This window comes from Micromonospora sp. NPDC048868 (assembly GCF_043198195.1).
GTDB lineage: Bacteria > Actinomycetota > Actinomycetes > Mycobacteriales > Micromonosporaceae > Micromonospora > Micromonospora reichwaldensis.
Genome location: NZ_JBICUN010000008.1, coordinates 71,051 through 89,177 on the forward strand (window position 1 = coordinate 71,051; position 18,127 = coordinate 89,177).

Sequence of the window (18,127 nt, forward strand, 5' to 3'; positions counted from 1 at the left end):
GTGCCGGGATGACGACCGAGTACAGCGGCACCGGCGACCCCGCGCGCAGCCTCGCCCTGCTCTGGCGTACCCGCGAACGCACCAGCCGCAAGGGCCGGCCCGACCTGTCGGTGGACCGCATCGTGCGCGCCGCCATCGACGTGGCCGACGCCGAGGGCCTCGCCGCCCTGTCCATGCGCCGCGTCGCCGAACGACTCGGCGTCGGCACCATGTCCCTCTACACCTACGTCCCCGGCAAGGGCGAACTGCTCGACGTCATGCTCGACACCGTCTACGGCGAGACCGTCCGCCCCGACGACGTGCCCGGCGGCTGGCGGGAGCGGCTCACCCACGTCGCCCGCGAGATCTGGGCGCTCTACCTGCGCCACCCCTGGCTGCTGCAGGTCGCCACCACCCGCCCCCCGCTGGGCCCCAACGTCATCGCCCGCTACGAGTACGAGCTGCGCGCCGTCGACGGCATCGGCCTGACCGACCTGGAGATGGACGCCGTCGTCACCCTCGTCTCCGGCTACGTCCACGGCGCCGTGCGCAGCGCCGTGGAGGCCGCCCAGGCCGCCGCGCGCACCGGCATGACGGAGCAGCAGTGGTGGCAGGCCCACGCCCCGTATCTGGAGAAGGCCCTCGACCCGCGCCGCTACCCCCTCGCCGCCCGCGTCGGCACCGCCGCCGGCCAGGAGTACCAGGCCGCCGCCGACCCCCACGGCGCGTTCGAGTTCGGTCTGGCCCGCATCCTCGACGGCATCGAGGTCCTCGTCGCCACCCGCCCGGACGCCGCCGCCACGACCGGCGAGCGATAACCTGGCCGACATGACGATGCGCCCCATCAGGATCATCGGTGACCCCGTGCTGCGCACCCCCAGCGAGCCCGTCACCAGCTTCGACGCCGACCTGCGCGCCCTGGTCACCGACCTGATGGACACCCTGCTCGGCGCCCCCGGCCGCGCCGGCGTCGCCGCCCCCCAGATCGGCGTCAACGCCCAGGTGTTCGTCTACGACGCCGACGGCCACCGCGGCCACCTGGTCAACCCGACGCTGGAGCTGTCGGACGAGTTACAGGACGACGACGAGGGCTGCCTGTCCATCCCGGGGCTCTACTTCCCGACCTCGCGCGCCCTGCACGCCACCGCCCACGGCTTCGACCAGCACGGCGAGCCGCTGACCATCTCCGGCAGCGGCTTCCTCGCCCGGGCCCTGCAACACGAGACCGACCACCTCGCCGGCCGCCTCTACGTCGACACCCTGCGCGGCGACACCCGCCGCAAGGCGCTGCGGGAGATCCGCGCCGGCCGCTTCGACTCACCCAGCCGCCGCGGCTGACCCGGCCCGCGCCCGCGCCGGCCGGCGCGGGCGCCCCGACCGTGGGCGCTCACCCGTCGTGGGCGCGCAGCGCGTACTCGCCGTAGTCGGCCACCCGGGTGAAGCCCAGCCGCCCGTACAGCCGCAACGCCGCCGCGTTGTCCGCCTTCACGTTGAGCGTGACGTGCGTGACGTGCTCGCGCAGCCGCCGGCACAGCGCGGCCACCACCGCACCGGCCAGCCCTCGCCCGCGCAGCCGGGGATGGGTGGTCACGTTGCCCAGCGCCGCCACCCGGTACGCGGGGGAGAACACGTGCACCCCGGCGACCGCCACCAGCTCCCCGCCGTCGCGCACGCCCACGTACTGGCCGGTGTCGAGCATCCGCGGGTCGAACCAGTTGCCCGGGTAGGCCACCTCGTACAGCCGGCGCAGCGCCGGCAGGTCGTCGGCGCCCAGCACCGATCCCGCCGGGGTCACCGTGTCCAGCCGCGCCGCGTCGGTAAGCGCCATCCGGTGGTGCGGGCCGGCCGCGTCCATCCGGAACACCCCGGCCAGGGCCGGCTCCAGGCCGGGGGACAGGTGCGCCCACAGGCGCGTCGGCAGCACCGGCGCCAGCTGGCGCAGCAGCGTCGCCAGCCGGTCCACCCGTGGCGGGGCCGCGAACGCCAGCAACGTGGGCGGGTCCGCGCCGTGGTAGAGCAACGCCACCTCCTCGTCGCGGCGGAACCAGGAGGTGTACGGCCAGAAGAAGTCATCCAGGTCACCGAGCTGGTACGCGTGCAGCACCGGGTCCCGCCCGAGCAGCGCGGCCAGGACGGTCCGGTCGTGTTCGGCGCGTACCGGCATCCGCCGATGATCACACATCCGGCGCGGGGCGCTGCGCCCGGTCGCCGGGCGTCCTCAGCAGCCCGGCGACGTGGTCGTCTCCGGCTCGGCGGGAAGGTTCTCGTGCGCCCACCGGCCCAACGCGTCGAGCACCGGCAGCAGCGCCGCACCCGGCCCGGTGAGCTCGTAGCTCACCCCCACCGGGGGACCCTGCCGGACACTGCGGCTGACCAGCCCGACCCGCACGAGCTCGCCCAGCCGGTCGGAGAGCACCGACTCGCTGATCCCGGGCAGGGCGCGGGCCAGCTCGGCGAACCCGGCCGGCCCGTCGGCGAGGGTGCTCAGGAGCATGCCGTTCCACCGCTTGCCGAGAAACGCGAAGGCCCGGGCGACGCCCCCGTCACACGTGCGGGGCGTCTCGCCCACCTGTGGCCTGACCGTCATGACCCCAGGATACGGCGGACATCCCCCGAACAAGGGACTAGTAAAAAGCTAGCTGCTACCGTAGCCGAAGCAAGTCAGCCGATTCGATGGAGACACCCCGATGACCGACGTCCACTCGCCCCTGATCAACCTGGACCCCGAGGCCCAGGCGCTGCTGTTCACCGACGCCCGCACCGCCAACACCTTCACCGACGAGCCGGTCACCGACGAACACCTCCAGGCCATCTTCGAACTCGCCAAGTTCCCGCCCACCGCCGCCAACACCCAGCCCCTGCGCATCCTCTACGTCCGCCCCGGCGAGGCCCGCACCCGCCTGGTCGCGCACATGAGCGAAGGCAACAAGGCCAAGACCGCCAGCGCCCCCATGGTCGCCGTACTCGCCGCCGACACCGACTTCCACGAGTTCATCCCGCAGGTCTTCCCCATCCGACCCCAGATGCGCGACGACCTCGCCGGCAAGCCCGAGGTCCGCGAGGGCATGGCCCGCTTCAACGCCACCCTCCAGATCGGCTACTTCCTGCTCGCCGTCCGCGCCGCCGGCCTCGCCGCCGGTCCCATGGCCGGCTTCGACGCCGCCGCCGTCGACCGCGAGTTCTTCGCCGACAGCACCTGGAAGACCCTGCTCGTGGTCAACATCGGCCGCCCCGGCGAGAACGCCTGGTTCCCCCGCCTGCCCCGCCTCGACTACACCGACGTCGTCCGACACGCCTGACCCGCCGACCAGCGGGGGACCGCCGAGCAGTGGGTGGCGACCGTCAGGCCGCCACCCACTGGTCGAAGCCCAACTTGCCGACCAACGCCAGCACCACCACCAACAGCACCACCCGCACGAAACCCGAGCCACGCCGCAACGCCATCCGCGCCCCCAACGCCGCCCCCGCGATGTTGCACACCGCCATCGCCGCCCCCAGCAGCCACCACACGTGCCCCGTCGCCGCGAACACCGCCAACGCCCCCAGGTTCGTGCCCACGTTCACGACCTTCGCCATCGCCGAGCCGTGCACGAAGTCCGCCCCCACCAGCGCCGTGAACGCCACCACCAGGAACGTCCCCGTACCCGGACCCACCAGCCCGTCGTACAGGGCGATACCCACCCCGGCCACCGCGACCGCCACACCCACCCGCACCCGCGTACGCCGATGCGGCTGCGCCACCACCCCCAACCGCGGACGCAACACCACGAACGCCGCCACCGACACCAGCACCACCAGCACCACCGGCCGGTACGCCGACGCCGGCACCGCCCCCGCCAACGCCGCACCCACCCCGGCGCAACACATCGCCAGCACCGCCGACGGCCCCGCCACCGCCCAGTCGATCTTCGTACGGCGCGCGTACGTCACCGCCGCCGTCGTCGTACCCGCGATCGCCGTCAACTTGTTCGTGGCCAACGCCGACGCCACCGGCATCCCCGGCGCCGCCACCATCAACACCGGCAACAGCAGCAGACCACCACCGCCCACCACGGCGTCGATCCAACCGGCCATCGCGGCCGCGGCGAGCAGGGTCGTCAACGACAGGGGATCCACATCCACGGGCGGCCATTCTGCCCACCGCCACCCACCCCACGACGCCGCCTGTGGCCAGCCTCACCAGAACCGCAGGTCACCGACCCCGCCGCCGGCGCAGCCACACACCCACCGAACCCAGGGCCACGAAAAGCAGCATCGAGCACAACAACACCTTCAACACCCGGCAACCCTCCCACGGCCACGTAGGGTGCAAGCGTGCGCCTGGCCACCTTCAACCTGCTGCACGGCCGGTCCCTCGCCGACGGACTCGTCGACCCCGACCGGCTCACCGCCGCCGTCACCGCCCTCGACGCCGACGTCCTCGCCCTGCAGGAAGTCGACCGCGACCAGAGCCGCAGCGGCAAACTCGACCTCACCGCCATCGCCGCCCGCGCCCTCGCCGCCGGCGAACACCGCTTCGCCGCCGCCGTCGTCGGCACCCCCGGCGAACAGTTCCGCCCCCTCACCCACGACGACGACGGACACGGCGAACCCTGCTACGGCGTCGGCCTCGTCACCCGCCACCGCGTACACACCTGGCAGGTCACCCGACTGCGCCCCGCCCCCGTACGCTCACCCGTCTACGTCCCCGGCCCCCGCGGCGGACTCATCCTCCTGCGCGACGAACCCCGCGTCGTCCTCGCCGCCGTCCTCGACACCCCACACGGACGGCTCACCGTCGCCGCCACCCACCTGTCCTTCGTGCCCGGCTGGAACGCCCACCAACTCCGCCAGACCGTCCGCGCCCTACGCACCCTGCCCGCCCCACGCATCCTCCTCGGCGACCTCAACCTGCCCGCCGGCCCCGCCCGACTCCTCACCGGCTGGCACCCCCTCGGCCGCCGCCCCACCTACCCCGCCGGGCAACCCCGCGTCCAACTCGACCACATCCTCGCCGACCGCCACGGCCTCGACCAGCTGCCACCCGTCACCGCCGTGCACACCCCCCTGTCCACCATCTCCGACCACCGCCCCCTCCTGGTCGACCTCGGCTGACCGCACACCCGGCGGGGGAGACCACACCCCTCACCAGCGGTCGCGTCACCGTCACCCCACCCAGCGTTGACACCAACCCGCCGCATCGGCGAAGGTCTCTGGCGTGACGGCACCCACCCCAGGCCCGACGAGCCACCACGACCCCACCACCGAACACCACCGGTACGTCATCATCGGAGCCGGACCAGCCGGCATCCAACTCAGCTACTACCTCCAACAGGCCGGCTGCGACTACGTCACCCTCGAACGCGCCCCCGCACCCGCCGAATTCTTCCGCCACTTCCCCCGCCACCGCCGGCTCATCTCCCTCAACAAGGTCCACACCACCAGCACCGACCCCGAGATCCGCCTGCGCTGGGACTGGAACTCCCTGCTGCACGAACCCGCCGACCTGCCCTTCGCCAAGTACAGCAGCGAATACTTCCCCCACGCCGACGACATGGTGCGCTACCTCACCGACTTCCAGCGCTACCACCAACTCGCCGTACGCTTCGACACCCCCGCCGACCGGATCGAACGCCTCGACGACGGCTTCCTCGTCCACACCCCCGACCGCGTCCTGCACTGCCACTGCCTCATCGTCGCCACCGGCTGGGGCCGCCCCAACATCCCCGACATCCGCGGCATCGAACACGCCACCGGCTACGAGGACATGCACACCGACCCCGCCCACTACGCCGGCCACCGCGTCCTCATCCTCGGCAAGGGCAACTCCGCGTTCGAAACCGCCTCCGCGATCCTCGGCCACGCCGCCATGATCCACCTCGCCAGCCCCCGCCCACTACGCCTGGCCTGGAACACCAAACACCCCGGAGACGTCCGCGGCCACCACGGCGCCGTCCTCGACAGCTACCAGTTCAAGACCCTGCACTCCGTACTCGACTGCGTCATCGACGAGATCCGCCCCGTCGACAACCGCTACCAGGTGCACCTCACCTACACCCACGCCGACGGCGAAACCGCCGTCATGGACTACGAAACCGTCCTGCGCTGCACCGGCTTCACCATGGACACCAGCCCCTTCGACCCCACCTGCCGACCCGACATGATCCCCAACGGCCGCATGCCCACCACCACCGGCGACTGGCAGTCCACCAACATCGACGGCCTCTACTTCGCCGGCACCCTCGCCCAGGACCGCGACCTCAAGAAAGCCTCCTCCGCCTTCATCGACGGATTCCGCTACAACCTGCGCACCCTCACCGCCCTGCTACGCGAACGCTACGACGGCGTACCCCTGCCACACACCCTCGTCGACCCCGACCCCGACACCCTCACCACCCTCGTCCTCGACCGGGTCAACTGGAGCTCCGCCCTCTGGACCCAGTTCGAATTCCTCTGCGACGCCCTCGTCGTCGACCCCCACGGCCAACTACGCCACTACACCGACCTGCCCGAAGACCACGTCCGCGCCCGCTTCCACGACCACCCGCACTACTACACCGTCAGCCTCCGCTGGGGCCGCGACGACTACGGCGACGTCTTCGCCATCGAACGCCACCCCCAACCCGACCGCGCCGCCGAAAGCGCCTTCATCCACCCCGTCATCCGCCGCTACCACGGCGACACCCTCGTCGACGAACTCCACCTGCTCGAAGACCTGCTCGCCGAATGGCGCCGCCCCGACCGCCACGTCACACCCCTGCGCGACTGGTTCACCCGCGAACTGCACCGCGACCGCTGACCCCGGGCACACCCGCCACCGGGCCAACCTCGACCACCACCCACCTACGCCGGCTGCAACTCGTCCACCACCGTCTGCGCCACCAGAAAATCCACCACATCCGTCAACCGACCCCGACGACCCGCCGCCGCCCGCTGCCGCACCGCACCACCACCCACCGCCAACAACCGCTCCGACCAGCCCCGCACCAGCTCCTCGTCCCCACACGCCCGCAACACCGGCGCCAACGACCCCACCACCTCACCCAACACCTCCCGCGCCGGACGCAACCGACCCGAACCGACCTCCGGCAACGAACCCTCCAACCCGTCCCGCGCCGCCCGCCAGTACGCCGCCCGCAACCACTCCCCGGGCAACTCCGGACCATGATCACCCCGATCCACCGCCTCCAACCCCCGCACCACCAACGCCCGCACCAACGCCGCCACCAACGCCGACTCCCGCGCCGACACCGGCACGTCCGACACCCGCACCTCCAACGTCGGATGCGTCACCGACGGCCGGATGTCCCAGAACAACGTCCCCGGATCCACCACCGCCCCCGCCGCCGACAACATCTCCACCACCCGCTCGTAGTGAGCCACCGACGTGAACCGCGGCGGCGGCCCCGCCACCGGCCACCGCGACCAGATCACCGACCGCCAACCCGCATAACCCGAATCCCGCCCCTCCCAGTACGGCGAATTCGCCGTCAACGCGATCAACAACGGCAGATACGCCCGCAGATGATTGCTCACCAGCAACGCCCGCTCCCGATCCGGCAACTCCACGTGCACGTGCAACGCACAGATCGCCAACTCGTCGTGCAACCCCCGGAACGTCGCCGTACCCCGATCCTGCCGCGGCCCCCGCGTCACCGGCGGCGACGTCGCACCCGGCAACACCGGCGTACCGGTCGCCACGATCCGCAACCCGTCGACCGCCGCGCACTCCGCCACCACCCGACGCGCCTGCACCAACTGCTCCAACAACCCCCGCACCGACGACGTCGGATCCGTCCTCGTCTCCACATGCAACGTCGTGATCTCACCCGACACCCGCGAACCCAACCGCGCCACCGCCCGATCCACCACCGCCCCCGCACCCGGCACCACACCCCGACTCACCGGATCCACCAGCAGAAACTCCTCCTCCACCCCCAACCGCGGACCCGACACCACACCATCCCCGCCGACCAGCACCGGCACCACGGCCTCCACTCACGACACCCGGGCGAGCGCCCGACACGGACAGGCCGACAGGGTAGCCCGAACCAGTGACCAACGGGACACCCACAGTCAGTACGCCGACGCCGCAGCCACCCACCAGGACACACCACACCCGACCCCCTGTGGCAAGCTGACCCCAGACGCGACTGGCGGCCAGAGGATGGGCACCAAACCATCGGGGAGCTCCACGCGCGGAGGTCGACCGCCTGGGCCCCGCCGGCAGAGGAGCACCATGCCCACCGCCCGACTCCTGCCCGGCACCCCCGTCGCCGACCACATCCTCACCGACGTCGCCGCCGGCGTCACCGCACTACGCGCCGCAGGCACCACCCCCGGCCTCGCCACCATCCTCGTCGGCGACGACAACGCCAGCGCCGGCTACATCCGCATCAAGCAACGCCAGGCCAGCGAACTCGGCTTCGCCTCACCCCACGTACACCTGCCCGCCACCGCCACCCAGGCCGACCTGCACCACGCCATCGCCGACTTCAACACCGCACCCGACGTACACGGCCTGCTCATCCAGCACCCCATCCCCGCACACCTCGACTACGACCGCGCCCTGCAGACCATGGACCCCGACCTCGACGTCGACGGCATGCACCCCCTCAACATGGGACGCCTCGCCCTCGGCCTGCCCGGACCCCTGCCCTGCACCCCCGCCGGCATCGAAGCCCTGCTCGCCTTCCACGACATCCCCGTCGCCGGCCGCGACGTCGTCATCCTCGGCCGCGGCGCCACCCTCGGCCGCCCCCTCGCCCTGCTGCTCACCCAGAAACGACCCACCGCCAACGCCGCCGTCACCGTCGTGCACACCGGCGTCCCCGACTGGGCCACCCACACCCGACGCGCCGACATCCTCATCGCCGCCGCCGGCGTCCCCGGCATCATCCAACCCGAACACGTCCGCCCCGGCGCCGTCGTCATCGGCGGCGGCGTCCGCTACGAAGGCCGACGCCTCCTGCCCGACGTCGCCGAAACCTGCGCCGACGTCGCCGGCGCCATCACCCCCCGCGTCGGCGGAGTCGGCCCCACCACCGTCGCCATGCTCTTCCGCAACGCCCTCGACGCCGCCCGCCGCGCCACCGGCAACGCCTGACCACCCCGGCCCGGGCGCCGACGACCTCGACGCCCGGACCACCGCCGGCCACACCCGCCCCGTCGAACGACCCCGGCAGAGCAGGCTGATCCTCTCGCCGAGGGTGCCGCCGGAGGCGTTGGCCGTCGGACGCGCCGGCACCCCGCCAGCGCGGCTTCCGACCGGCCCACCGGCCGCTACCGCCGGGCCCCGCCTCACGACCGCCCGTCGCGCTCCGCCGCCACCAACCCCGCCAACGCCCGATTGGTACGGTTGGACCGCACCGCGTCGCGCTGCTGCCCGGCCGTCACCTCGATGTACGTCTGCGACGACGCCAACGACGCGTGACCCAGCAACCGCATGATCTCCGCCGCGCTCGCCCCGTCCTCCGCCAACCGCGTCGCGAAGGTGTGCCGCAACGCGTGCAACCGCGCCCCACGCGGCACCCGGTCGGTGATGCCCGCCCGCCGGTAGCAGGACTCCACCAGATACTGCAGCCCGCCCCGACGCAGCGGCTCACCCCGACGGTCCACCAGCAGCGGCGCGTCCGGCCGCACCGTACGCGACCCGAACCGCCGCACCCGGCTGTCCAGGTAGCCCACCAGCACCCCGTCCAGCTCCGGCTCGATCGGCACCACCCTCGGCCGCCCACCCTTGCCGGCCACGTCGACCCGCCGCTCGCCCGCGCGGCCCGTCAACGACCCCACCCGCAGCGCCAGCAGTTCCGACAGCCGCAGCCCCGCGCAGAGCGCCAACGCCAGCACCGCCAGGTCGCGCTCCGGCCACGGGTCGCGCTGCCGGCCCTCCTGCCGGGCCACCGAGGCGAGCAGCTGCTCGGGAGTGTCCGCGCCACGCAGCGGCTTGGGCTGGGGGAGAGGCGCCCGGGGACGACCGACCGCCGGCATCGGGTTGCCGGCGACCACACCGTCGGCGACCAGGAAGGAGAAGAAGCTGTTCCAGGTGGACCACGCCCGGTGCACCGACGCGGCCGCGCGGGGAGCGGCGAACCGGGCGAATGCCGCGCGCATGACGCGGGCGGTGAGGGCGCCGACGGGCAACGCGTCGAGGGGGAGGGGAGGGGTGCTCTCCTCGGCCGCCAGCTCGGCGACGGCACGCAGGTCCCGCCGGTACGCCTCCAACGTGTGGGGGGAGGGCTTGCGGGTCGCGCGGGCCGTCAGGAACTCCTCGATGAGCCGCTGTACCGATTCGTCCTGTTTGTCATGCATAAGGGATATTATGCAGCATTTTCGGGTTCACCGGCAACGGCGGGAGAGGGGGAGAGGCGTGCGACGGTACGTACTGACGGGTGCACCGGGGGCGGGCAAGACGACACTCGCCGACGCGCTGCGCCGACGCAGGTGGGACGTCGTCGCCGAGGCGGCCACCGACGTCATCGCGGCCCAGCAGGGGCGGGGCGTCGCCGAACCGTGGCGCGAGGCCGGCTTCGTCGACGCCGTCGCGCGGCTCCAGCGGGAGCGCCGCGAGGCGCCCGGGGCGTACGGGTCGGTGCAGGTCCACGACCGGTCGCCGCTGTGCACGTTGGCCCTCGCGCGGTATCTGGGGCACCCGCCGGGGCGCGTGCTCACCGAGGAGGTGCGGCGGGTGCTGCGCGACGGCGCCTACCAGCGGCAGGTGTTCCTGGTCGAGCCGCTGGGCTTCGTGACACCGAGTGCCGCCCGCCGGATCGGCTACGCCGAGTCGCTGGCGTTCGCCCGCGTGCACGAGGAGGTCTACCGGGCGCACGGGCACGGCCTGATCGCGGTGCCGCCCGCGCCGGCGCAGGAGCGGGTCGCGCTGGTGGAGGCGCACCTGCGGCGCCTCGCCGACCTGCCGTCCGACCAAGCTGAGGGAGGGCCCGATCCGGTTAACTTGACATAATATACATTATCGAATCACAGCCACAGTGGGCCTGCCTGCGGTTTCATGGCGTGGAGCCTTCGCCATCGTCCCGGTGATTCGTCAGGCACGCTCTCGTCACCGCGGCGCGGAACGCCGCGCTGAACTGGTCCGGCGCCTCCAGCCAGGGATGGTGGCCCGCGTCCGGGATGAGGACGACCTCGCACCCGAGGCGTGCTCCGAGTCGTCGCAGGGCCTCGGCGGGACGGCTGTCGTCCGCCCCACCGATGATCACGGTGCCGGCGGGAAGGCGCTCGCGGAGCTCATCCACGTGCGATTCGAGCGGGTCCGCCTTCTTCGCGGCGTTGAGCTGGCTGTTCATCGCGTAGTTGACGGGTCGCAGCGCGCGGGCCGACGCCTGCGCCCAGTCCCATGCCCGAGCCCGGTCGGCGTGGTCGGTGAACCACGCCAGGGTGAGGTACTCGACCTCTTCGGCATCGGTGCGCGATGCGATCGCTTCGAGTTCGTCGAGCCTGTCCTGCTGCGCGTCGGTGCGTCGTGCCCGCTGCGCCGCCCGGTCGGCGTCCCGCCAGGGGTCCAGGAAGGGCCCGGCGAGCTGTATCGATCCCGCCACGCGCTCGGGATGCGCCAGCGTGAAGTAGCCGGCCATGTTGGTCCCGAACGAGTGGCCCACCAGGACGGCCCGGTCGTGTCCCCACACGTCGAGCAACAGCGCCAGGTCCCGGACGTGGCGGGCGATCGTGTGCTCCCCCTCCCAGGCCGATCCGCCTGTGCCTCGCTGGTCGTAGCGGTGGACCAGGCACAGGTCTTCGACAAGGGCGGCGACCGGGCCGAGATAGTCCGGCAGCCCCGGTCCCCCGTGCAGGACGACCAGGGGGAAGTCGGCGTGCTCCGGCGAGCCGCTGGTCCAGGTGCGCAGCTGGGCACCGTCGTCCATCTCGATCATCGCGGAGGGCATGGACGCGAGCGTACGCATGCCGAGCGTCCGGAGCCTGGCTTACCGGCCGCTGCTCCCCCGCTGCCACGGATGCGAGAGGCGTTCGCGGTCGGCGCGGTTGGCGGGCCCGGCCCGGCGCAGCGCGGGAGCGCCCGCCGGACCGGTGCCCTGCCGGCGGCCTCGGTCAGGCGCCCACGTAGGTGGCGAGGTGCTCGCCGGTGAGGGTGGACCGCTTGGCGACGAGGTCGGCGGGAGTGCCTTCGAAGACGATGCGGCCGCCGTCGTGGCCCGCGCCGGGGCCGAGGTCGATGATCCAGTCGGCGTGTGCCATGACCGCCTGGTGGTGCTCGATGACGATTACCGACTTGCCGGATTCGACGAGCCGGTCGAGCAGGGCGAGCAGTTGTTCGACGTCGGCGAGGTGCAGGCCGGTGGTGGGTTCGTCGAGGACGTAGACGCCGCCTTTCTCGGCCATGTGGGTGGCGAGCTTGAGGCGCTGCCGCTCGCCGCCGGAGAGGGTGGTGAGGGGCTGGCCGAGGCTGAGGTAGCCGAGGCCGACGTCGGCGAGGCGGGCCAGGACCGCGTGGGCGGCGGGGACGCGGGCGTCGCCGGAGCCGAAGAACTCCTCGGCCTCGGCGACGGACATGGCGAGCACCTCGGCGATGTTGCGGCCGCCGAGCGTGTAGTCGAGTACGGCGGCCTGGAAGCGCTTGCCGCCGCATTCCTCGCAGGTGGTCTCGACGGTCGCCATGACGCCGAGGTCGGTGTAGATGACGCCGGCGCCGTTGCAGGTGGGGCAGGCGCCTTCGGAGTTGGCGCTGAACAGTGCGGGTTTCACGCCGTTGGCCTTGGCGAACGCCTTGCGGATGGGGTCGAGCAGGCCGGTGTAGGTGGCCGGGTTGCTGCGTCGTGAGCCGCGGATGGCGCCCTGGTCGATGACGACGACGCCGTCGCGGCCGGCGACCGAGCCGTGGATCAGTGAGCTCTTGCCGGAGCCGGCGACGCCCGTGATCGCGCAGAGGACGCCGAGTGGGATGTCGACGTCGACGTCGCGCAGGTTGTGCGTGTTGGCGTCACGGATCTGGAGGTTGCCGGTGGGTGTGCGTACGGTCTTCTTGAGGGTGGCGCGGTCGTCGAGGTGGCGGCCGGTGACGGTGCCGCTCCCCCGCAGTTGTTCCACGCTGCCTTCGAAGCAGACGGTGCCGCCCTGGGTGCCGGCGCCGGGACCGAGGTCGACGACGTGGTCGGCGATCGTGATGGTCTCGGGTTTGTGTTCGACGACGAGGACGGTGTTGCCCTTGTCGCGTAGTTGCCGCAGGAGGTTGTTCATCCGTTCGATGTCGTGCGGGTGCAGGCCGATGGTGGGTTCGTCGAAGACGTAGGTGACGTCGGTGAGCGACGATCCGAGGTGGCGGATCATCTTGGTGCGTTGGGCCTCTCCCCCGGAGAGGGTGCCGGCGGGTCGGTCGAGGGAGAGGTAGCCCAGGCCGATCTCCTCGAAGCTGTCGAGGAGGTGTTGCAGCCCCTTGAGCAGGGGTGCGACGGACGGTTCGTCGAGGTCGCGTACCCAGGTGGCGAGGTCGCTGATCTGCATGGCGCAGACGTCGGCGATGCTCTTGCCGTTGATCTTCGAGGAGCGGGCTTCGGGGCTGAGGCGGGTGCCGTCGCAGTCGGGGCAGGTCTGGAAGGTGACGGCCCGTTCGACGAAGGCGCGGATGTGGGGTTGCAGGGCGTCGATGTCCTTGCTGAGGAAGGACTTCTGGATCTGCGGGATGATGCCGGCGTACGTCAGGTTGATGCCGTCGATCTTGATTTTGGTGGGTTCGCGGTGGAGCAGGTCGTGCAGTTCCTTCTTGGTGAACTTGCTGATCGGCTTGTCGGGGTCGAAGTAGCCGCAGCCGCGGAAGATGCGCCCGTACCAGCCGTCCATGCTGTAGCCGGGGATGGTGAGGGCGCCCTCGTTGAGTGACTTGCTGGCGTCGTAGAGGGCGGTCAGGTCGATGTCGTTGACGGTGCCCATGCCCTCGCAGCGTGGGCACATGCCGCCGAGGCGGTGGAAGGTGGCCTTCTCCGCCTTGGTCTTGGTGCCGCGTTCGACGGTGATCGCGCCGCTGGCCGTGACGGTGGGGATGTTGAAGGAGTACGCGTTGGGTGAGCCGATGTGGGGCTGGCCGAGCCGGCTGAACAGGATGCGCAGCATGGCGTTGGCGTCGGTGGCGGTGCCGACGGTGGAGCGGGGGTTGGCGCCCATGCGTTCCTGGTCGACGATGATCGCGGTGGTGAGTCCTTCGAGCAGGTCGACGTCCGGTCGGGTGAGCGACGGCATGAAGCCCTGCAGGAAGGCGCTGTAGGTTTCGTTGATCATTCGTTGTGACTCGGCGGCGATGGTGCCGAACACCAGTGAGCTCTTGCCAGAGCCGGAGACGCCGGTGAAGACCGTGAGGCGGCGCTTCGGGATGTCGACGGTGACGTCCTTGAGGTTGTTCACGCGGGCGCCCTGCACGCGGATCAGGTCGTGGCTGTCGGCGATGTGGGCGGATGCCTGGGTGTCCGTCCCCGTGGCGGTGCTCATCGTGTCTCCATCTGCTGCACGGGGCCGCCGTCGCGGTCCGCGTCGAGGTGTTGCCTGGCTGGTGTGTGGGTGCGCCGGAGGGCTCAGCGCAGCTCGTTGATGCGGATCAGGTTGCCCGTGGGGTCGCGGAAGGCGCAGTCGCGCACGCCGTACGGCTGTTCGGTCGGTTCCTGGACGACGTCGGCGCCGCTGGCCTGGAGCCGGTCGAAGAGGCCGTCGAGGTCGTCGGTGGCCAGGGTGATGGCGCCGTAGTTGCCCTTGGCGATGAGTTCGAGGATGGTCTGGCGCTCGGTGTCGGTGATGCCGGGGTCGGCGGCCGGCGGGTGCAGGACGATGGAGGTGCCGGGCTGGCCGGGTGGGCCGACGGTGAGCCAGCGCATGCCGTCGTATCCGACGTCGTTGCGGACCTCGAAGCCGAGGGTGTCGCGGTAGAAGGTCAGGGCGGCGTCGGCGTCGGTGTGCGGGAGGAAGGCGTTGTGGATGGTGATGTTCATGCCGGTCACGCTAGTTGTGGCTGGGTGGCCTGTGCTTCTCGATTCCTGATCGGTCTGGTCACCTGTCGGGTGATGCACGACGGCAGCTCCCCCGTGGCGTGGGCGGCGCGGGCGCGGTAGGTGCTCGGTGGGATGCCGACGAGTTCGGTGAAGCGGGTGCTGAAGGTGCCGAGGGAGGAGCAGCCGACGGTGAAGCAGACTTCGGTGACGCTGAGGTCGCCGCGACGCAGCAGGGCCATGGCGCGTTCGATGCGCCGGGTCATGAGATAGGCGTACGGGGATTCGCCGTAGGCGAGGCGGAACTGGCGGCTGAGGTGTCCGGCGGACATGTTCACGCCGCGGGCGAGGGCTTCGACGTCGAGCGGCTTGGCGTACTCGCGGTCGATGCGGTCGCGTACGCGGCGCAGCCGGGCGAGGTCGCGTAGGTGCTGGTCGGCGGCGTCTCTGCTGGTCACCTGCGAGATCGTGCCACGTGGCGTCGGGGTTGCCCAGCAGGGCCGGCGGCCTGTCGCGGTAGGCGGGTTTCGGGTGGCGTGCGGAGCGCTGGGTTTGGCAGGCTCTGCGGTTCGGGGGTGTGAGCGTGGGCGCGGATGCCGAGATCTTCGTGTTCGGCTACGAGCGCTACCGCGCCGAGGTGGTGCCGGCGCTGGTAAGGCTGTTGCGTACCGGTGAGGTGGTGCCGTGGCTCGGTGAGGTGTTCCGTCGGGCGTCGCCGGAGGGCGGGTACGGCTACGGCGTGCTGTGGCCGCAGTTGGCGTCGCAGTTGCGGGAGCGGCCCACGGATCTTGTGCGGTACTGCACGTGGCTCGGGCCTGACCTGCGGTACGTGGGCGGACGCCGGGCGACGCGTGCCCAGCTCACGTGCCCGTCGGGAACGCGTCCGGAGCGTGGGCGGTGCCGGTTCCACCGCGATGGTGACCGGCACGCCGTCGAGGAGTTGACCGCGCTGCACGAGGCGCTGGTGGCGGTGTTCTGTCTCGGGTCGTCGCAGTTCGTGGGGCGCACCGTCGCCCCGGCCTACTACCTCCCGTTGTTGGCGCGTCAGGGGGTGCCCGACGGTGATCCGCTGCGGGAGTTGCTCGGCGCGCTCGCCACGCGGGGGGCGGTGTGGGGTTACCGGTTCGGTGTCACTGAGGGGATCCATGGCTGGCTGACGAACGCGGAGACGGTGGAGTTGGCGGCGCGGCTGGACCGGCTGGACCTGCCGCGCTACGAGCCGACGTTCGCCGCGCTGGCGGACGTGTGGAGGCGTGCCGTGGGGTCGACGGATGAGTGGCAGCAGGTGAGTCTGTCCTTCGTGCGGACGGTGGCCACGATCGCTGCCGGTGACGGGCGGGGTTTGTTGTGGGGCAACGACGTGTGCCCGGACGTGTGGCGCGAGTCGTTGGGTCTGTCGGAGGCATGCTTCCCGCCCGCAGTGGGCTGACGGCGGTTTCGTGGGCAGGCTTCGCCCGGTCGGCGGCTGGGCCGAACGCGCTGGCCGTCTCCGTCGGCGGAGGATCCGAGGTAGCGGTAGGTCTGCACTGCGCTCACGTCCGCGGACGGTAGAGGACCCCACCGACAGCATCGAGTCGTACGGTCGCGGCGGGCGCGCCGGTCGGCGGCCTCAGAGCCGGTCGGTGTGGGGACGGCGGGCGAGGACGAGGGTGGTGCGCAGGCGCAGGACGACGGTGCCGCCGAAGCCGTCGACGAGGGTGCGCATCGCGGTGCTCGCCCGGGTCTGCTGGTCGGTGGGTCGCTGCCGGTACGGGCCGAAGGTCTGCAGCAGGCGTAGGTACTGGTCGGTGCTGAGGGTGAGGTCGCGGTGCAGGGTGTGGGCGTGCACGTCGGTGAACAGGCCGCTGGCGGTGATGTCGTGGTGGAACCAGTCGGCGGGGTGGCGGGTGGCGGTGGGGTCGATGGCGCGCAGGGTGGTGTCGACGGCGTGGGCCTGTGCGGGGTCGGCGTAGCCGTACTCGTGGGCGAAGACGGCGAGGGTGCCGCCGGGGGTGAGTGCGGCGTGGGCGCGCCGGTTGCGGGTGGCGGGGTCGAGCCAGTGCCAGGCCAACGCGCAGGCGAGCAGGGGTACGCCGCCGGTGGGTGGTTGCCACCGTTCGAAGGTCTGGGTGACGGTGTGCACGTCAGGGAAGGTGGCGGTGAGGCGGGCGGCCATGCGGGGGTCGGGTTCGATGCAGGTGACGGGTGCGCCGAGGCGCAGCAGCACGGCGGTGCCCTTGCCGGTGCCGGCGCCGATCTCGGTGACGGTGTCGGGGGTTCTGCCGTGGTAGTCGGCGATGAGGTCGGCAATGGCGTCCGGATAGCCGGGGCGGATGTCGTCGTAGAGGTCGGCGATGGCGCCGAAGACATCGGTCACGGGTGGCATCGTCGCATGGGCGGCGGCGGGTCGGCCGGTGGTGTCGGGGTGGGTCAGAGGCCGCCGGCGATGCGCAGGACGGTGCCGGTGGTGTAGGTGGCGTCGGGGCCGAGCAGCCAGGCGATGGCGCCGGCGACCTCGTCGGGTTCGCCGGGGCGGCCCAGTGGGATGCGGGCGGCGGCCCGCTCGGGTCGGTCGGGTTGGCCGGAGAGGGCGTGGATGTCGGTGCGGATGATGCCGGGGGCGACGGCGTTGACGCGGATGCCGCGGGGGGCGAGTTCCTTGGCGAGGCCGGTGGTGAGGGTGTCGGTGGCGGCCTTGACGGCGGCGTAGTGGACGTACTCGCCGGGGCTGCCGAGGGTGGCGGCGGCGGAGGAGACGTTGACGATGGCGGCGCCGTCGCCCATCCGGCGGGCGGCCTGTTGGGCGCAGAGGACGTAGCCGATGAGGTTGACGTCGACGACGTGGCGCAGGTCGGTGGGGTCGAGGTCGACGAACGCGCCGATGGGGCTGGTGACGCCGGCGTTGTTGACCAGGCCGGTGATCGGGCCGAGGTCGGCGGCGGCGTCGAACAGGGCGGTGACCTGCTCGGGGTCGCGGGTGTCGGCGGGTACGGCGAGGCCGCGTACGCCGGTGGCTTCGATGTCGGCGAGCACGGTGGTGGCGGCGGTGTGGTCGCGGCGGTAGCTGAAGGCGACGTGGTGCCCGGCGTGGGCGAGGCGGCGGGCGGTGGCGGCGCCGATGCCGCGGCTGCCGCCGGTGATGACGGTGACCGGTCGCATGTGCCTCTCCCCTGTCGTGGCTGCGGGGCCGACGCTACCGGCGGGCGGCGTGGGGCGGGCCGGTGGGTGGGCGCATAGGCTCGGGCGCG

At 71.9% G+C, this 18,127-nt stretch carries 19 protein-coding genes; 8 read left to right on the forward strand and 11 right to left on the reverse strand.

The window, feature by feature from the left end; genetic code table 11:
* Nucleotides 1–8: 8 nt before the first annotated feature.
* The gene (locus ACGFNF_RS15015; RefSeq protein ID WP_393168272.1) at nt 9–797 is read left to right on the forward strand and encodes a TetR/AcrR family transcriptional regulator; all 789 of its coding nucleotides are present in this window, start codon (nt 9–11) and stop codon (nt 795–797) included.
* Between the two features lie 10 nt (nt 798–807).
* Nucleotides 808–1,317, forward strand: a complete 510-nt coding sequence (gene def, locus ACGFNF_RS15020; RefSeq protein ID WP_357578906.1) for a peptide deformylase — start codon at nt 808–810, stop codon at nt 1,315–1,317.
* 49 nt (nt 1,318–1,366) lie between these two features.
* Here the strand turns inward: def and ACGFNF_RS15025 are convergent, their stop codons facing one another.
* Both ACGFNF_RS15025 and ACGFNF_RS15030 read right to left on the reverse strand, forming a co-directional pair.
* Nucleotides 1,367–2,143, reverse strand: a complete 777-nt coding sequence (locus tag ACGFNF_RS15025; RefSeq protein WP_393168274.1) for a GNAT family N-acetyltransferase — start codon at nt 2,141–2,143, stop codon at nt 1,367–1,369.
* 54 nt (nt 2,144–2,197) lie between these two features.
* The gene (locus tag ACGFNF_RS15030; RefSeq protein WP_357578908.1) at nt 2,198–2,566 is read right to left on the reverse strand and encodes a helix-turn-helix domain-containing protein; all 369 of its coding nucleotides are present in this window, start codon (nt 2,564–2,566) and stop codon (nt 2,198–2,200) included.
* 100 nt (nt 2,567–2,666) lie between these two features.
* Here ACGFNF_RS15030 and ACGFNF_RS15035 point away from each other — a divergent pair, with 100 nt between their 5' ends.
* Nucleotides 2,667–3,278: a malonic semialdehyde reductase gene (locus ACGFNF_RS15035; protein WP_393168277.1), complete on the forward strand. Its 612-nt coding sequence runs from the start codon at nt 2,667–2,669 to the stop codon at nt 3,276–3,278.
* 43 nt (nt 3,279–3,321) lie between these two features.
* On the opposite strand, the gene ACGFNF_RS15040 is transcribed toward ACGFNF_RS15035, so the two are convergent.
* A complete protein-coding gene (locus ACGFNF_RS15040; protein ID WP_393168629.1) occupies nt 3,322–4,095 on the reverse strand; it encodes a sulfite exporter TauE/SafE family protein in 774 nt (257 codons plus the stop codon).
* A gap of 198 nt (nt 4,096–4,293) precedes the next feature.
* Here ACGFNF_RS15040 and ACGFNF_RS15045 point away from each other — a divergent pair, with 198 nt between their 5' ends.
* A complete protein-coding gene (locus ACGFNF_RS15045) occupies nt 4,294–5,073 on the forward strand; it encodes an endonuclease/exonuclease/phosphatase family protein (protein WP_393168279.1) in 780 nt (259 codons plus the stop codon).
* 103 nt (nt 5,074–5,176) lie between these two features.
* Nucleotides 5,177–6,757, forward strand: a complete 1,581-nt coding sequence (locus ACGFNF_RS15050) for an NAD(P)-binding domain-containing protein (protein ID WP_393168281.1) — start codon at nt 5,177–5,179, stop codon at nt 6,755–6,757.
* Between the two features lie 44 nt (nt 6,758–6,801).
* Here ACGFNF_RS15050 and ACGFNF_RS15055 read toward each other — a convergent pair whose 3' ends face one another.
* The gene (locus ACGFNF_RS15055; RefSeq protein WP_393168283.1) at nt 6,802–7,956 is read right to left on the reverse strand and encodes a glutamate--cysteine ligase; all 1,155 of its coding nucleotides are present in this window, start codon (nt 7,954–7,956) and stop codon (nt 6,802–6,804) included.
* 241 nt (nt 7,957–8,197) lie between these two features.
* On the opposite strand from ACGFNF_RS15055, the gene ACGFNF_RS15060 reads away from it, so the two are divergent.
* Nucleotides 8,198–9,064 carry a bifunctional 5,10-methylenetetrahydrofolate dehydrogenase/5,10-methenyltetrahydrofolate cyclohydrolase gene (locus tag ACGFNF_RS15060; protein ID WP_393168285.1) on the forward strand — a complete coding sequence of 289 codons (867 nt, stop codon included), beginning with the start codon at nt 8,198–8,200 and terminating at the stop codon, nt 9,062–9,064.
* 194 nt (nt 9,065–9,258) lie between these two features.
* On the opposite strand, the gene ACGFNF_RS15065 is transcribed toward ACGFNF_RS15060, so the two are convergent.
* On the reverse strand, nt 9,259–10,269 hold the full coding sequence (locus ACGFNF_RS15065) for a tyrosine-type recombinase/integrase (protein WP_393168287.1): 1,011 nt from the start codon (nt 10,267–10,269) through the stop codon (nt 9,259–9,261).
* A 58-nt stretch (nt 10,270–10,327) separates the two neighbouring features.
* On the opposite strand from ACGFNF_RS15065, the gene ACGFNF_RS15070 reads away from it, so the two are divergent.
* Nucleotides 10,328–10,921 (forward strand): AAA family ATPase, encoded by a 594-nt coding sequence (locus ACGFNF_RS15070; RefSeq protein ID WP_393168289.1) that lies wholly within the window; start codon nt 10,328–10,330, stop codon nt 10,919–10,921.
* 43 nt (nt 10,922–10,964) lie between these two features.
* Here ACGFNF_RS15070 and ACGFNF_RS15075 read toward each other — a convergent pair whose 3' ends face one another.
* The 4 genes from ACGFNF_RS15075 to ACGFNF_RS15090 all read right to left on the reverse strand — a co-directional run bounded on the left by ACGFNF_RS15075 (nt 10,965) and on the right by ACGFNF_RS15090 (nt 15,358).
* Nucleotides 10,965–11,858, reverse strand: coding sequence for an alpha/beta fold hydrolase (locus ACGFNF_RS15075; RefSeq protein WP_393168291.1), 894 nt, complete (start codon nt 11,856–11,858; stop codon nt 10,965–10,967).
* A gap of 163 nt (nt 11,859–12,021) precedes the next feature.
* Nucleotides 12,022–14,409, reverse strand: a complete 2,388-nt coding sequence (locus ACGFNF_RS15080; protein WP_393168293.1) for an ATP-binding cassette domain-containing protein — start codon at nt 14,407–14,409, stop codon at nt 12,022–12,024.
* Between the two features lie 83 nt (nt 14,410–14,492).
* Nucleotides 14,493–14,903: a VOC family protein gene (locus tag ACGFNF_RS15085; protein ID WP_393168295.1), complete on the reverse strand. Its 411-nt coding sequence runs from the start codon at nt 14,901–14,903 to the stop codon at nt 14,493–14,495.
* A gap of 5 nt (nt 14,904–14,908) precedes the next feature.
* Nucleotides 14,909–15,358 (reverse strand): helix-turn-helix transcriptional regulator, encoded by a 450-nt coding sequence (locus ACGFNF_RS15090; protein WP_393168297.1) that lies wholly within the window; start codon nt 15,356–15,358, stop codon nt 14,909–14,911.
* Between the two features lie 125 nt (nt 15,359–15,483).
* Here ACGFNF_RS15090 and ACGFNF_RS15095 point away from each other — a divergent pair, with 125 nt between their 5' ends.
* The gene (locus tag ACGFNF_RS15095; protein WP_393168299.1) at nt 15,484–16,329 is read left to right on the forward strand and encodes a hypothetical protein; all 846 of its coding nucleotides are present in this window, start codon (nt 15,484–15,486) and stop codon (nt 16,327–16,329) included.
* Between the two features lie 180 nt (nt 16,330–16,509).
* Here the strand turns inward: ACGFNF_RS15095 and ACGFNF_RS15100 are convergent, their stop codons facing one another.
* Nucleotides 16,510–17,256 carry a class I SAM-dependent methyltransferase gene (locus ACGFNF_RS15100; RefSeq protein ID WP_393168301.1) on the reverse strand — a complete coding sequence of 249 codons (747 nt, stop codon included), beginning with the start codon at nt 17,254–17,256 and terminating at the stop codon, nt 16,510–16,512.
* A gap of 53 nt (nt 17,257–17,309) precedes the next feature.
* Nucleotides 17,310–18,038 (reverse strand): SDR family oxidoreductase, encoded by a 729-nt coding sequence (locus tag ACGFNF_RS15105; RefSeq protein WP_393168303.1) that lies wholly within the window; start codon nt 18,036–18,038, stop codon nt 17,310–17,312.
* Nucleotides 18,039–18,127: the final 89 nt, after the last annotated feature.